This window comes from Campylobacter sp. RM12647, from assembly GCF_020138135.1.
Classification (GTDB): domain Bacteria; phylum Campylobacterota; class Campylobacteria; order Campylobacterales; family Campylobacteraceae; genus Campylobacter_E.
In genome coordinates this window covers 105,501-120,470 of record NZ_JACGAS010000001.1, presented here as the reverse complement: position 1 = coordinate 120,470, position 14,970 = coordinate 105,501, and the positions used below count along the sequence as shown (strand labels likewise).

At 28.6% G+C, this 14,970-nt stretch carries 13 protein-coding genes and 1 pseudogene; 8 read left to right on the top strand and 6 right to left on the bottom strand.

Annotation, left to right across the window (positions count from 1 at the left end; genetic code table 11):
• The 6 genes from AVBRAN12647_RS00565 to AVBRAN12647_RS00540 all read left to right on the top strand — a co-directional run bounded on the left by AVBRAN12647_RS00565 (position 1) and on the right by AVBRAN12647_RS00540 (position 8,399).
• Positions 1 to 1,263, top strand: coding sequence for a dihydroorotase (locus AVBRAN12647_RS00565; RefSeq protein WP_214149730.1), 1,263 nt, complete (start codon positions 1 to 3; stop codon positions 1,261 to 1,263).
• Position 1,264: 1 nt separating this feature from the next.
• Positions 1,265 to 4,429 carry a carbamoyl-phosphate synthase large subunit gene (gene carB, locus AVBRAN12647_RS00560; RefSeq protein ID WP_214116655.1) on the top strand — a complete coding sequence of 1,055 codons (3,165 nt, stop codon included), beginning with the start codon at positions 1,265 to 1,267 and terminating at the stop codon, positions 4,427 to 4,429.
• A 158-nt stretch (positions 4,430 to 4,587) separates the two neighbouring features.
• Positions 4,588 to 4,986 carry an Rrf2 family transcriptional regulator gene (locus tag AVBRAN12647_RS00555; RefSeq protein WP_214116657.1) on the top strand — a complete coding sequence of 133 codons (399 nt, stop codon included), beginning with the start codon at positions 4,588 to 4,590 and terminating at the stop codon, positions 4,984 to 4,986.
• Positions 4,986 to 7,163 (top strand): flagellar biosynthesis protein FlhA, encoded by a 2,178-nt coding sequence (gene flhA, locus AVBRAN12647_RS00550; protein ID WP_336614527.1) that lies wholly within the window; start codon positions 4,986 to 4,988, stop codon positions 7,161 to 7,163. Before AVBRAN12647_RS00555 ends, flhA begins: the two co-directional genes overlap by 1 nt.
• Before the next feature lie 11 nt (positions 7,164 to 7,174).
• Entirely contained in the window at positions 7,175 to 8,197 is a 1,023-nt protein-coding gene (locus AVBRAN12647_RS00545) for a DHH family phosphoesterase (protein ID WP_214116662.1), read from the top strand.
• Positions 8,187 to 8,399, top strand: coding sequence for a hypothetical protein (locus tag AVBRAN12647_RS00540; RefSeq protein WP_214116664.1), 213 nt, complete (start codon positions 8,187 to 8,189; stop codon positions 8,397 to 8,399). Before AVBRAN12647_RS00545 ends, AVBRAN12647_RS00540 begins: the two co-directional genes overlap by 11 nt.
• A 67-nt stretch (positions 8,400 to 8,466) precedes the next feature.
• Here AVBRAN12647_RS00540 and AVBRAN12647_RS00535 read toward each other — a convergent pair whose 3' ends face one another.
• Positions 8,467 to 8,637 carry a hypothetical protein gene (locus tag AVBRAN12647_RS00535; protein ID WP_336614526.1) on the bottom strand — a complete coding sequence of 57 codons (171 nt, stop codon included), beginning with the start codon at positions 8,635 to 8,637 and terminating at the stop codon, positions 8,467 to 8,469.
• 389 nt (positions 8,638 to 9,026) lie between these two features.
• On the opposite strand from AVBRAN12647_RS00535, the gene AVBRAN12647_RS00530 reads away from it, so the two are divergent.
• Entirely contained in the window at positions 9,027 to 10,145 is a 1,119-nt protein-coding gene (locus tag AVBRAN12647_RS00530; RefSeq protein WP_239802735.1) for a DNA cytosine methyltransferase, read from the top strand.
• On the opposite strand, the gene AVBRAN12647_RS00525 is transcribed toward AVBRAN12647_RS00530, so the two are convergent.
• The 3 genes from AVBRAN12647_RS00525 to AVBRAN12647_RS00515 all read right to left on the bottom strand — a co-directional run bounded on the left by AVBRAN12647_RS00525 (position 10,124) and on the right by AVBRAN12647_RS00515 (position 12,176).
• Complete coding sequence (locus AVBRAN12647_RS00525; protein ID WP_239802734.1) at positions 10,124 to 11,083, bottom strand: HNH endonuclease signature motif containing protein; 960 nt, start codon at positions 11,081 to 11,083, stop codon at positions 10,124 to 10,126. The two genes, AVBRAN12647_RS00530 and AVBRAN12647_RS00525, sit on opposite strands and share 22 nt — an antisense overlap.
• 130 nt (positions 11,084 to 11,213) lie before the next feature.
• Positions 11,214 to 11,714, bottom strand: coding sequence for a zinc-binding dehydrogenase (locus AVBRAN12647_RS00520; protein WP_336614525.1), 501 nt, complete (start codon positions 11,712 to 11,714; stop codon positions 11,214 to 11,216).
• A 9-nt stretch (positions 11,715 to 11,723) separates the two neighbouring features.
• Positions 11,724 to 12,176, bottom strand: a complete 453-nt coding sequence (locus AVBRAN12647_RS00515) for an alcohol dehydrogenase catalytic domain-containing protein (RefSeq protein ID WP_336614524.1) — start codon at positions 12,174 to 12,176, stop codon at positions 11,724 to 11,726.
• Positions 12,177 to 12,692: 516 nt separating this feature from the next.
• Between AVBRAN12647_RS00515 and AVBRAN12647_RS00510 the strand changes: the two genes are divergently transcribed.
• Positions 12,693 to 13,976 carry a PHB depolymerase family esterase gene (locus AVBRAN12647_RS00510; protein ID WP_336614523.1) on the top strand — a complete coding sequence of 428 codons (1,284 nt, stop codon included), beginning with the start codon at positions 12,693 to 12,695 and terminating at the stop codon, positions 13,974 to 13,976.
• A 219-nt stretch (positions 13,977 to 14,195) separates the two neighbouring features.
• On the opposite strand, the gene AVBRAN12647_RS00505 is transcribed toward AVBRAN12647_RS00510, so the two are convergent.
• Both AVBRAN12647_RS00505 and AVBRAN12647_RS00500 read right to left on the bottom strand, forming a co-directional pair.
• A complete protein-coding gene (locus AVBRAN12647_RS00505) occupies positions 14,196 to 14,516 on the bottom strand; it encodes a TfoX/Sxy family protein (protein ID WP_336614522.1) in 321 nt (106 codons plus the stop codon).
• A gap of 9 nt (positions 14,517 to 14,525) precedes the next feature.
• Positions 14,526 to 14,723, bottom strand: a pseudogene (locus AVBRAN12647_RS00500) (zinc-binding dehydrogenase); the annotation flags it as partial.
• Between the last annotated feature and the right edge of the window lie 247 nt (positions 14,724 to 14,970).

Below are 14,970 nucleotides of genomic sequence, written 5' to 3'. Positions count from 1 at the left end.
ATGCTTCTTAAAAATTGTAATGCATTTATAGATAATAAATTTGTTAAAACCGATATTTTAATTGAAGGTAAAAAAATAGTAAAAATAGCTCCTAATATTGATTATAGTGGAGAAATAATTGATGTTAAAGGTAAGCTTGTTAGTGCGGGTTTTGTTGATATTCATCAGCATTTAAGAGAGCCAGGATATTCACATAAAGAGAGTATAAAAACAGGCTCAATGGCGAATGCAAAAGGTGGAATTACTACAGCTTGTGCTATGCCAAATCTAAAACCTGTGCCTGATACTTTAGAGAATTTAAAACTTGAATTAGATTTAATTCAAAAAGATTCTTGTATGAAAGTTCTTCCTTATGGAGCTATTACTATGGAAGAAAAAGGTCAAAGCTTAGTTAATTTTAGCCAATTAGCCCCTTTTGTTTTTGCGTTTAGCGATGATGGAAGAGGTGTTGCAAATGCAAAAATTATGAAAGATGCAATGAAAGAATGTGCGAAATTAAATAAATATGTAATTGCACATTGCGAAGATTTAGACCTAGTTGAAGGCGGTCATATGCACGATGGAGTTCAGTCTAAAAAATTAGGAATTAAAGGAATTTCAAGTTCAAGCGAGAGCGTGCAAGTTGCAAGAGATATGCTACTTTGTAAAGAATGCAATTCAAATTATCATGTATGTCATATAAGTGCTAAAGAAAGTGTTGCGATGGTTGAGTTTGGCAAAAAACTTGGAGTAAATATAAGTTGTGAAGTAACTCCACATCATTTAATTTCTTGTGATGAAGATATTAAAGAAGATAATGGAATGTGGAAGATGAATCCGCCTTTAAGAAGCAAAGCTGATAGAGATTATTTAATAAATGCTTTAAATGAAGGCATAATTGAAGTAATAGCAACAGATCATGCACCACATTCAAAAGACGAAAAGCAAGGTGGATTTAATAAGGCTTATTTTGGAATTATAGGAAGTGAGTTTGCGTTTTCATTGCTTTATACAAAATTAGTAAAAACTAATTTAGTAAAACTTGAGACAATTCTAAACGCTTTTAGCACTAATCCTAAAAAAATATTTAATTTAGAAAATGCAGGGGAGCTTAAAGTTGGTTCGATAGCTGATATTGTAGTAATTGATTTAGATAAAACTTGGGAATTAAAAGAAGATGAAATTGTTAGTTTAGGCAAGAATACGCCTTATTTAGGAAGTGTATTAAGCTCAAAAGTAGAGCTTACAATTTGTGATGGAAAAATTATTTTTAAAGGAGAATAAAATGCAAGATGTAAATAAAATTTTAGTTATAGGAAGTGGTCCTATTATAATTGGTCAAGCAGCAGAGTTTGATTATGCAGGAACTCAAGCTTGTTTATCACTTAAAGAAGAAGGTAAATATGTAATATTAATCAATTCAAACCCAGCTACTATTATGACTGATAAAAATATTGCTGATGAGATTTATATAGAGCCAATTACTTTAGAATTTGTAACAAAGGTTATTAAAAAAACTCGCCCTGATGCAATCTTGGCTACCTTAGGCGGACAAGTTGCTTTAAATATGGCAATAGAATTAGATAAAGCAGGGATTTTAAAAGAATATAATATAAAAGTATTAGGTTCTAGCTTAGATACTATTAACAAGGCTGAAGATAGAGAATTATTTAGAGCATTAATGAATGAATTAAATGAACCTGTTCCACCAAGTGTTATTGTAAATAATACAAAGAGTGCAATTTCTTTTGCTAATGAATGTGGTTATCCTGTTGTTGTTCGTCCAGCATTTACTATGGGTGGAACTGGTGGCGGAATTTGTGAAAATGAAGCTGAACTTAAAAAAATAGCTAGCGAAGGCTTAATTTATTCTCCTACTAGACAATGTTTAATTGAAAAATCAATAGCAGGATTTATAGAACTTGAATATGAAGTTATAAGAGATAGAGCTGATAATGCTATATTAATTTGCGATATGGAAAATATTGACCCTGTTGGAATTCATACGGGTGATTCATTGGTTGTTGCACCAACTCAAACACTTGAGCCAAAAATCAAACAACAAATGATAGATGTTGCTATTAAATTAATAAGAGCATTAAAAATTGAAGGTGGTTGTAATGTTCAAATAGCTTTAAACCCAATTACAAAAGAATATTTTATTATTGAAGTAAATCCTAGAGTTTCACGCTCAAGTGCTTTAGCTAGTAAAGCAACTTCATTTCCTATAGCAAAAATCGCAGCAAAAATCGCAATAGGCAAAACTTTAGATGAGATTAAAAATGAAGCAAGTGGCTTAAGCTATCTTGAGTATAAACCAAATCTTGATTATATAGTTACTAAAGCTCCTAGATTTGCATTCGATAAGTTTAAAGATGCTAATCGTTATCTAGGCACTCAAATGAAAGCAACGGGTGAAGTAATGGGCTTAGGAACTAGCCTAGCTGAAAGTATTTTAAAAGCTATTAAATCACTTGAATATGGAATTTGTCATCTAGGTCTTAAAAACGGCGAAACATACACAGATGAAAAAATCAAAAAGCGTTTAATTAAAGCTGGAGATGAAAGAATATTTTTCATAGGAGAAGCTTTAAGGCGTGGAATTAGTGTTGATGAGATTATGAATCTTACTAAAATGCAAAGATTATTTATAGACACATTTAAGCAAATCATTGATACAGAACACGAATTAAAAGAGAAAAAATTTGATATTCAAGCACTTACAAAAGCTAAGCAAATAGGACTAGCTGATAAAATTATCGCACATCGTTGGGAATGCAAGCAAAAAGAAGTGTATGAACTAAGAGCTAAAAATAATATAAGACCTATTTATAAATGCGTTCAGCCGATGGATTATAAAAATCTAATTCCAAGTTTTTATTCAACTTATAATAAAGAATTTAAAGACACAAATGAAATTAGCAATAAGCAAAAAATAATAGTTTTAGGAAGTGGTCCTATTAGAATTGGTCAAGGAATTGAGTTTGATTATTCTAGCGTGCATGCTATTTGGGCTATTAAAGAAATGGGCTATGAAGCAATAATAATTAATAACAATCCTGAAACATTATCAACTGATTATAGCGTAGCTAATAAGCTTTATTTTGAGCCTTTAAGCAATGAAGAAGTTTTAGAAATTATTAATATTGAAAAACCTTTAGGAGTAATTGTTAGTTTTGGTGGTCAAACTGCTATTAATTTAGCCGAGTTTTTAGAAGCAAATGGAGTTAAGATTTTAGGCACAAGTTTAGATAGCATAAATACTGCTGAAGATAGAAAATTATTTGAAAAATTAATGAGTGATTTGGGTTTAAATCAACCTAAAGGAATTACCGCAATTAGCGTTGATGAAGCTATCAAAAATGCTAATTTAATAGGCTATCCTGTATTAGTTCGTCCATCGTTTGTTTTAGGTGGTAGAGCTATGCAAGTTGTATTTAACGATGAAGAACTTAAAAAATATATGCAAGAAGCAACAGAAGTAAGCCTTGATAAACCTATATTAATTGATAAATATTTATGTGGAAAAGAGCTTGAAGTAGATGCTATTTGTGATGGAGAAAATGTTTATATACCAAGTATTTTAGAGCATATTGAAAGAGCAGGTGTGCATAGTGGAGATAGCACAGCAATAACTCCTAGCGTTAGTATAAGTGATGAGGTAAAAGAAGAAATTATTAATTACACTAAAAAACTTGCACTTGCTTTAAAAATCAAAGGACTTTTAAATATACAATTTGTATATTTTGAAAATAAACTTTATGTATTAGAAGTAAATCCAAGAGCTTCAAGAACATTGCCGTTTTTAAGTAAAGTAATTAATAAAAACCTAGCAAATATAGCTTTAAAAGCTGCTTTAGGAATAAGCCTAAAAGAGCAAGGAATTACTAAAGAATTTGAAGAAATACAAGGAATGTATTATGTAAAAGTTCCTGTATTTAGCTTCTCAAAATTATCTTTAGTTGATACAGTTTTAGGGCCTGAGATGAAAAGCACTGGAGAAGTTATGGGAACTAGCACAAGTGCTAATAAAGCACTTTATAAAGGTCTTGTTGCAAGTGGCGTTAGGATAGAAGAATTTGGCGGAGTATTATTTAGTATTGATGATAAAAATAAGGCTGATTCACTTGAGCTTGCTCGTGGATTTATGAACTTAGGTTATAAAATCTTAGCTACTAAAAATACAGCAATTTATTTTAATAATCACGGAATTAATGCAATTAGTGTTAATAAATTAGGCGATGAAGATGACATAATTTCAAAAATTGTTAATGGAGAAATTACATTAGTAATTAATACCCCAAGAGATGCAAAAAATAGCCTTAGTGATGGATTTAAAATAAGACGCGCAGCAAGTGAGAGTAAGGTTGCAAGCTTTACAAATCTTGATATTGCAAAAGCTTATTTAAAGGCTTTAGAAGAAATATCATTAAGCGTGTATTCTTTATAATTTTTAAGAATTTAAACTCATTTTTTGAGTTTAAATTCCTTTTTAATTTTAGTATAAAATAAATATTTTTTAAACTCCTAATCAAGAATGATTATTGCTTAGTCTATGTATTAAATAAAAAAAGTTAAGATTTAAATAAAAATATTTTAAGGAAAACAATGTTATTTACAAGAGCTAGTGAATATGCTTTAATTAGTTTAATTTACATTGCAAAACATAAAAGTCCAATAGATGTAGATACTTTAGCAAGTGAATTAAATATACCAAGAAGCTTTTTAGCAAAAATATTACAAAATTTAGCAAGAGCGCATATTTTAAAATCTTATAAAGGTATTAATGGTGGTTTTATTCTGGCAAAAGAACCAAATTTAATAAATATAAAAGATGTCATAATATCTGCTGAAAAAAAAGAGCCTTTAGTTTTTGAATGCACAGGAGATGATAAGTGTCCTAGTAATAGGCACGATACTTGTAAAATATATCCTATAATTACCAACTTACAAGATAAAATAAATTCTTTTTTAACTGATATTACCTTAGAGCAGATTTTAAAATAATGGCAAAACAAAAAAATACTATGCTTAGCCTAGTAGCTCCTTATTTAGAGCCACTTGTAAAATTTAAAAGTCTTTCTATGGTAGGTTTAATAGTTGCTATTTTAGCAATTATTATCGTTCCTTTACCATCTGGAATACTTGATTTTTGCTTAGCACTTAGTATTGCTATATCGGTTTTGATGATTTTAATAGCTATGTATATTCCAAAACCGACTGATTTGACTACTTTTCCAACATTAATTTTAATAATTACTCTTTTTAGACTAAGCCTTAATATCGCAACCACTAGAATGATTTTAAGCAAAGGGCACGAAGGCCCTGCTGCGGTTAGTGATATAATTGCTAGTTTTGGAGAATTTGTTGTAGGCGGAAATTATGTAATAGGGGTTGTTGTATTTTGTATCTTAGTATTAATTAATTTTATGGTTGTTACAAAGGGTTCAACTCGCGTTAGTGAAGTTCAAGCTAGATTTACGCTAGATGCAATGCCAGGAAAACAAATGGCAATTGATGCTGATTTAAATGCGGGGCTTATTACTGAAGAGCAAGCTAGAGAAAGGCGTCAAGAAATAATAGGCGAAGCGAACTTTTATGGAGCTATGGATGGTTCTTCTAAATTTATTAAAGGTGATGCAGTTGCAGGTATAATCATCACTATTATTAATATAGTTGGCGGACTTTTAATAGGTATGTTTCAGCACGATTTAGAATTAAATGCTGCTGCTTCTAGTTATACTATTTTAACTATAGGAGATGGTCTTGTATCTCAAATCCCAGGATTAATCACTTCAACAGCAACAGCTATAATTATTACTCGTGCAAGTAAAGAAGAAAAACCATTTGCTGAAAAATCTTTAGAGCAATTATTTGGAGATTATAAAACTTTATTTATAGTTGGGTTTATTTTGTTCGTATTTGCTTTAGTTCCTGGTCTTCCTACTATTTCACTAGGTTTTATGGCTTTTGTATTTGGTGGGCTTGGCTTTTTACTTATGAAGACTAAAGATGAAGATTTATTAAGTCCTAAACCAAAGCAAAAAGGAGCAGCTCAACAACCAAATATAAGTGGAGCAACACCAGCTCAAAGTACAACACCACCTAGAAAAAGTGAAGCTGAAATTGCAGCAGAGCGTAAAAAGAAAAACGAAGAAAGCTTAAATCTTGAAATGCTTGAATTACAAATTGGATATTCTTTAGTAAAAGTTGCTGAAAGTGATTTAATAGATAGAATTCCAACAATGCGTCAAACAATAGCTAAAAATCTAGGTTTTTTAATGCAAGATATTAGAATAATTGATAATATTCAATTAGACCCTAATGAATATGATTTTAGAATTAAAGGAATTTCAATTGCAAAAAATATTATATATCCTGATAAATTTTTAGCAATTGATAATGGTTTTGATGAAACCGATGAAATAGAAGGAATAGAAGTAATAGAACCTGCTTTTGGTTCAAAAGCTATTTGGATTGACCCAAGTGAAAAAAATAAAGCTACGATGAGTGGTTATGTAGTAGTTCATCCTGGTGCAGTAATTAGCACACATTTAAGTGAATTGGTTAAAGAACACGCAGCCGAACTTTTAACAAGGCAAGAAGTAAATTCTTTATTAGATAGATTAAAGCTTACTCAAAGTGTGTTGGTTGAAGAAGTATTGAAAATCACTTCAATAGGTCTTATACAAAAGGTATTAAAAGAATTATTAAAAGAGCAAATTCCAATAAAAGATATGATAAGTATATTAGAAACAATATCTGATTTAGTGCCTTATACTCAAGATATTGATACAATAACAGATCATGTAAGAGCTAGTCTTAATAGAGTAATTACTAATATGTATTTAGATGATAATAACAAACTACAATTTTATGCACTATCAATGCAAGTAAATAGGCGTTTATTGGAAATGCTAGTAACTAATAAAAACGGCACAACAACCCTAGCAATAAATACAGAGCAAACCCACGCTTTATATACAGCAATTAGCGATAAAGTAAAAGAGCATTATAATATGCATTCAAATACTTTTATATTATTAGTAGAACCTAGTCTTAGAAGAAAGATAAAAGAGATTTGTGAAAGATTTGGATTAAAACAAGTTGTTGTTCTTGCTTATAGCGAGATTGCAAATAACGCTGATTTTGATAATATAGGTAATGTTGATGCAGCAATTTAGAAAGGAAAATAATGAAAATATATCACCTAAGCCACACTGATTTAGATGGATATGGTTGCCAATATGTGGTAGCTAATTATTTTAAGGATTGTGAATTTTATAATTCTAATTATGGCAAAGAAATTGAAGAAAAATTTGAAGAAATTATGATAAAAGTAGAAGCAAATCCTGATGAATTTGCTCTTATTTTAATAACTGATGTAAATCCTATTGAAAGTGTTTGCGAAGAATTTACTTCTAGGGTTGCAAGGCTAAATCACGCAAAATTATTATTGCTTGACCATCATCAAACAGGCAAAGCTTGTATGGAAAAATATCCTTGGTATTTTTTAGATAGTTCAAGGTGTGCTACTAAGATTACTTATGATTTTTTTAGTAAAATTTTTGGAGAAAATAAAGAGCTAAGCCTAATGGTAGATATTATAAATAGCATTGATATTTGGCTAAGTGATAGCAAATATTTTGAATTAGGCAAAATCTTAATGCAAATAATTGCTAGTAGTAAGGAGATAAATAGAACTATGTTTGCTAAGCAAAATCACGCTTATATGTTCTTTTTATTAAACAAAGCTAGAGAATATTTTCATCTTGAAAATCCAAATATTGCTTTAGAAGATGCAACTCATAGTATTAAAAAAGAGTTTTTTAAAAATGACAAAAACGATACTTTATGTAATTTAATAAGCGATTATTTAGTAAGGATTTTAAGCGAAAATAAGCAAGATTATACGATTTATTATAAAGATAAAAAAGGCTTATTAGTCTATGATATAGGAAATGTTAGCGTTATAGGAAATGATTTTTTAGTAAAAAATCCTGAATATGATTTCTTTTTAGAAATTAATCCTGGCAAGAAAATCTCTCTTAGGGCTAATAATAAAATTGATGTTAGCTTATTTGCAAAAACGGCTTTTAATGGTGGCGGTCACGCAAATGCTAGTGGCGGAATATTTACAAGTTATAAAGATAGTAGTGTATATTCTAAGATTTACGAACAAACTAAAACTTATTTGGAGAAATTTAATGAAAAATGAAGAAATTGAAGATTTAATGTATGAGATTGCTTTAATGCATAAAGCTGCTTTGTATTATGCAGGAGTTAAGAAAAATTGCCTAGAAAAGGCTGCATTTACTTATCTTGAGCTAATTGATGAAGCTAAGAGTGAAGATGATTTTGAGCTTATTTTAGAAACTATGGCTTTATTAAAAGACAAACACCCTGAGTTTTTTAACTAAAATATAAATATAATTAGTCTAATTTAAATTCTTAGAATTTAAATTAGAAAGATATTTTATAAGCATTCTAATTATTGAAATTAATCAAAACCTTACCGATTTTATTGTTATTTTTTACACTTTTTAAAGCTTGGTTTATATCATTTATGCTAAAAATCTCACCGACTGATGGGCGGTATTTTATATTATCTAGCATAGAAGATATTTGCTTAAGCTCTTCGCCATTTTTTATTAACATTTTAATATGTCATTGATTTAAATTACAAATATTATAACAATTCTTTCATCTCTTAGTATTATAGTATTACTATTTTATTAAAAAAGCAGAAAATACCACGCTGTTATATTTTTCTTTAAGCTACAATATAAATATTTTATATTATTAAAAATATGTAATTGAGTGTATAATATTTTTTATTAATATATAGATAGTTTTTAAACAAACAATGTATGCACAAGCTTAAGAAAAACTGTATATAATTACAACAATTAAGAAGATTGAAAATTATTTTAGCAATATTACTTATAAAGAATTATATAAAAGCAAAACGAGCCATTGAGCATGAGAGTTATTTTAAAATATTTGATATACTTAACACAATAAGAAATTACAAGGAAATATAATATATGAACAATTTAAAAGTAGCATCCACATTTAGTGGGATAGGTGCTTTTGAAATGGCATTAAAAAAATTAAACATTAATCATACAATAAAATTTGCTGGCGACATAGATGATTTTGTAAAACAAAGTTACTTTGCAAATTATGATATAAATGAAAGTAGCTGGCATACCGATATTGCTAAATTTGACGCCACACCTTTTGAAGGACAAATAGATATTTTAGCGGGTGGTAGTCCCTGTCAAAGCTTTTCTATTGTTGGTAACCGTAAAGGTTTTGAAGATACTCGTGGCACTTTGTTTTATGATTATGCAAGAGTGATAAAAGAATGTAAACCAAAAGTTTTTATCTATGAAAATGTAAAAGGATTAACAAATCACGACGAAGGCAAAACATGGCAAATAGTGCAAGAAACTTTTAAAGATTTAGGGTATACAATTTATTCTCAAATTTTAAACTCAAAAGATTATGGAATTCCACAAAACAGAGAACGAATTTTCGTGGTTGGTTTTAAAGATAATGTTAAATTTAATTTTCCAAAACCAATAGAGCTTACAAGCACTATGCAAGATTTTTTACAAGATTTTACAGATAGTAAATATTACCTAAAAGAAAAAGGTATTAAATTTGTTACAAGCTCCAAAAATCGTCTTAAAAAATACACCCAAATTAATGGTAAAATAGCACTTTGTCAAAAAGCAAATCAACAATATAACTGGCACGGAGATTTTGTTTTTGAAACAGCCTTAGAGCCTGATGAGTTTATATTTGATATAAGAAATGTAGAAGAGAAGTATTATTTAAGCGACAAAGTAAAAGATTATGTTCTAGCAGGTGGCACAAAAAATTTTAAAACTAGCACAAAAACTGATTTAAACATTGCAAGACCACTTTTAAACACAATGCATAAAATGCATAGAGCTGGGGTTGATAATTATGTTACTCATGCTGGAAGAATTCGCAAATTAACCCCAAGAGAATGTTTGCGTTTAATGGGTTTTGATGATAGTTTTAAAATTGTTGTAAGCGATACACAAATGTATAAACAAGCTGGTAACTCAATTGTAGTTAATATTCTTGTTAAAATCTTAGAACAAATTTTTCAAGCTTTGAAAACAGATTGATTATGATATTGTATATAAGCAATTCTTTTTTCATCAAAAGGCAAATTAGGATATATAGTCCCTTCTGTTAAATTTAAGCACCTGAAAGTGTGTTTTGATAACCACGGGCTTAACACAATTTGTTTATTTATGTTAAATGTAATAAAGCCTTTATCAAACAACTTATCAATGGTTGGAGTGAGCATAAGTCCATTCTTGGGGTCATATTTTTCATAATCGTTACAATGGGCATAAGGTTTAATATGACTTGCGATTAACAATCTATCATAGTTTACCATTGTTACAGGGCAAAATGGACACTCAAGCAATAAAATTTGTCTGTATTTTGCTTGACCATCTCTGATATTTTTAGCCATAATTGGATTTTCAATAATTTCGTTTTCCATTAAGGTGTTATTTGATAAATAGCTAAGGTCTGCAAAAATTCTAAAATAAAAATAAATTTGATAAGTTCTTTTATCTCGTAATTTTAGACAAGACAAATAGCTTAAATTTGGCAAAGCAAATTCTCTTATTAAATTATAATTCTCATCATTTGTATTTGGGGTATTTAAATAAATTCTAGGCGGAGTGACGTTTGTATTTATTAGTTCAAATTCGAGCACATTGTTTTTTGATGAAAGATTTTCCAATCTTTTTTGCCAAAGCATAGGCATAAGACTAGCTGATTGATAATTTTGCGTAGGATGTTGATATTCTATTTTAGTATCTAGTAGATATCTATAAAGGTCGTCTTTTAATATAAAACATTTAATAGGCTTATTTTGTGGATTTAGATTAAAAAATTCTTGTGTTCTATTATCTGTTATTTGCCCGACATAAAGCTTTGCTTCGCCATGACCTGTACCTATTTTATTTCCGCCTTTAACAAAACTATCTGCAATCGTAATTTGTTCTATACTATCTATTAAATCAAAATCTATCCCACAAATAATCATAACAAATTTCCTTAAATTATATTCTTTGACAATAATTATATTAAATTAAAATAATTTAATCATAATTTTATACTAATTATTGAAAATTGTGAAGTGTTTTTGCTGCGTCTACTACTTGCCATAAAACCTCCTAAAGTCTAATTAAAACCTTACCGATTTTATTGTTATTTTTTACACTTTTTAAAGCTTGGTTTATATCATTTAGGCTAAAAATCTCACCGACTGATGGGCGGTATTTTATATTATCTAGCATATAAGATATTTGCTTAAGTTCTTCGCCGTTTTTATTAACAAACATAAAATGATACTCACAGCCTACTTTTTTAGCGGCATTGTTTAGCTTAAGTCCTGCAAAATAAAATAAAATCTGCTTTAGTTTTGAAAGCTTCAAGCTTTTAGCAAATTTCATATCAGGCATACCCTTTAAAGATACTAGCTTTCCGCCTTTATTTAGGATTTTAAACTGCTTAAAAGTTTCATTTTTACCAATGCAATCTATTACAAAATCTACTTTAATTTTTGTATAATCATCGCTTTTTGTAAAATACTCGCAAACACCTAATTCTAAGGCTTTTTGCTTAAAATTAGCATTTCCGCTAGCATATATTTTAAACTCTTTTGCAAGTGGCAAAGCAAGATTTTAAAAACTCCCACTAGCTCCAGAAATAAATATTGAGTTTTCATTTTTAGCATTCATTATTTTAATAGCTTGTAAAAATGTTAAAGAGGCTAGTGGCACGCAAGCTGCTTCATCATCTTTTAAATATTCAGGCACTTTTGCTATATACTTATGATTTATCGCTACATATTCAGCAAATGCTTTTTCACACATTGCATAAACTCTATCCCCAACTTTAAATTTTTTTACATTTTTACCTATGCTAGTTATAACTCCTACTAATTCATTGCCTAAAATTAGTGGTAATTTATAAGGAGTTATTATGTTTAGTGCGCCATCTTTTATAAGATTATCTAGTGGATTTACGGCTGCATAAGTTACTTTAATTAAAACTTCATCATCTGTTATTTTTGGAATATCAATTTCTTTTATTTCTAAATCACTTTTAAAATTATTTAAAACTGCTGCTTTCATAATTTTCCTTTAAATTTAATTATTTTTTTCTGCAATTATATATACATAATCATTAAAATCTCGCATTACAAATTCTTGAGTGTCATAGCCTTTAGATTTGCTAGAAACGAAAATTCTTTTTTAATCCTATTTATATCTTGTAGCATTATCTAGGCATTTTCGTTTGAAAAAAGGTTTTTAATCTCTTATTTTTGCTCTATGCAAAACCCAAGCTTTTCATAAAACAAAATTGATTTATTTACGCTCGTTACAAATAAAAATGTTTTTGTGTTTTTAATACACTTTTTATAAAGCTAATTTTATTTTTAACTAAGCTAAACAAACGAAATTCCGATTTCAAATTCTTTTTTAAGTAAATTTGTATATTTAAAAGAATTTATTTTTTGTATTTTTAACTATAAAATTTTAGTTTAAAACAACGCTAGATAATAAAAAATTTTCAAAAAAATAATATTAATTTTAATAATTAAAATTAATATTATAAAATTATATTTTATTTAAAACAAGGAAAAATATATGAAAAGAAGAAAATTTTTAGTTTCTAGTTTAGGTTTAGTTTTAGCTGTTTCATGCTCTGTTTTTGCAAATCAAACAAGCAAAAACATAAGAGCTTTTGCTATTACTAAGATATTTGGAGATGGTATTAAGCTTGTTGCTATTGCACTTGAGTGTGAAAAAATATTAACCTTAAAAGATATTAAAAAAGATGATTTTTGCGTTGAAAATAGAACCATTAGCGATGTTTTTATAAGCGATGAAATAGGATTAAAAAAGCAAGAAAAAGGAAAATTTATCATACTTTTATTATCTTTAGAAGATAAAAATCTATCTTTATCAAAAATGATACCTATGTCAAATTCTACAATAAAAGCAAGTAAAACATCTAAAAAGCCTTGGGTTGCAGGAGATAAGCCAGCAAGTAATTTAGTTTTTGAAGAACCAAAAGCCAAAATAACATATCAAGGTATAAGTTATAGCACAGATAGTGTAAAAAACCTTGTTGCTGATGAATTTTTGCAACTTATTTTTCAAGATAAAACCACAAATAAAACCTTGCGTTATAATTTGTATATTCCTAAAAACGCTAAAGACAAAAAACTTCCTTTAGTGCTATTTATGCACGATGCTGGGACAACTAGTGAGTATCATAAAGCTACTTTATATCAAGGTTTAGGTGCTATTGTTTGGGCTAGCCCTAAAGAGCAAGAAAAACGACCTTGCTTTGTGTTGGCACCACAATATGATGAAATAATAGTAGATGATAATTCTAATGCCTCAAGTATGCTAGAAACAACAATTAATTTAATCAATGAACTAGTAAATAAATACAATATTGATACAAAAAGGATTTATGTCACAGGTCAATCTGGTGGTTGCATGATGAGTATTGCTATGAATATCAAATATCCAAATTTATTTGCCGCATCGTTTTTGGTAGCAGGTCAATGGGATTATAAACTAGTAAAACCATTAGCAAATAAAAAGCTTTTTATATTAGTATCAGCAGATGATTTAGGAGCATTTCCTGGGCAAAATTTAATAACAAAACAATTAGAAAAGGAAGGGGCTAAGATTAGCCGTTATATTTGGGACGGAAGATGGGGTGATAGCGAGTATCGTTTTGCATTTGATAAGATAATTTCTAATAATAATCCTATTAATTATGTAGTATTTAAAAAAGATAGCGTATTTTTAGAAGGAGATAACAAGCAAGGAGCTAGCGGACATAGAAATACTTGGAGAATTGCATACTCAATAGAGCCTATAAGAGAATGGATTTTTGAACAAATTAATGATTAATACTAGTTATACAATAAACTAATATTAATCAAGGTGTTTTAAATCAAAATCAATTTATTTAAAGGTTTTTGTAATAATTTTTACTTGAAATTAAAATCGGAATTTCGTATGTTTATAGTCAGGCTAAAACAAACGAAATTCCTATTTCAAATTCTTTGAAAATACACGAAATAAATTCTATAAATTTCGCTTGTTTGGAGTATGGAATTTATTTTCGTATTAAGCTTTTTTAGGCTTTTTCTTAGGATTTGGAAGTTCTTCATACATTGCTAAAACTATTGCGTTTAAAAGCTCGCTATCTTCTTTGTCAAACAAAACCATTTTAGTTTTTGCCCCATCGTAGGGTAAAACTAGCGTTGGCTCTTTTATGTAGTTTAGCACTGATTTTGTGGGTTTTAAAAGTAATTGATTATCAAAAATCCCACCTATGATTTTATCTTTAAAATATAAAGTATATTCTCCAAACATATACTTATAAGTTATATTCGGCTCATTAAAAAACTCCAAAACATACTCCAAATACTCTTTACTACTAGCCATAAAATCTCCTTAAAGTTTAATTAAAACCTTGCCAGTTTTGTTGCTATTTTTTACACTTTTTAAAGCTTGGTTTATATCATCTAGGCTAAAAATCTCGCCAACTGATGGGTGGTATTTGATTTCATCTAGCATAGATGATATTTGCCTAAGCTCTTCGCCATTTTTATTAACAAACATAAAATGATATTCGCAACCCACTTTTTTAGCAGCATTGTTTAGCTTAAGTCCTGCAAAATAAAATTTGCTTTAGTTTTGAAAGCTTTAAGCCTTATATAACTTTAAAAAATACTAGCAAAAGCCTAATTCTAAAGCTTTTGTAAAATTGATAAAACTTATTTTATGTTACTTAACTAGTATTTTATACTTAATAAGGACTTATTAAAAATCTATGTTTTAAATTCTTTTACTTTTATCTAAGTTAGTTATAAAATAAAAGATTATTTAGTGGATAAAG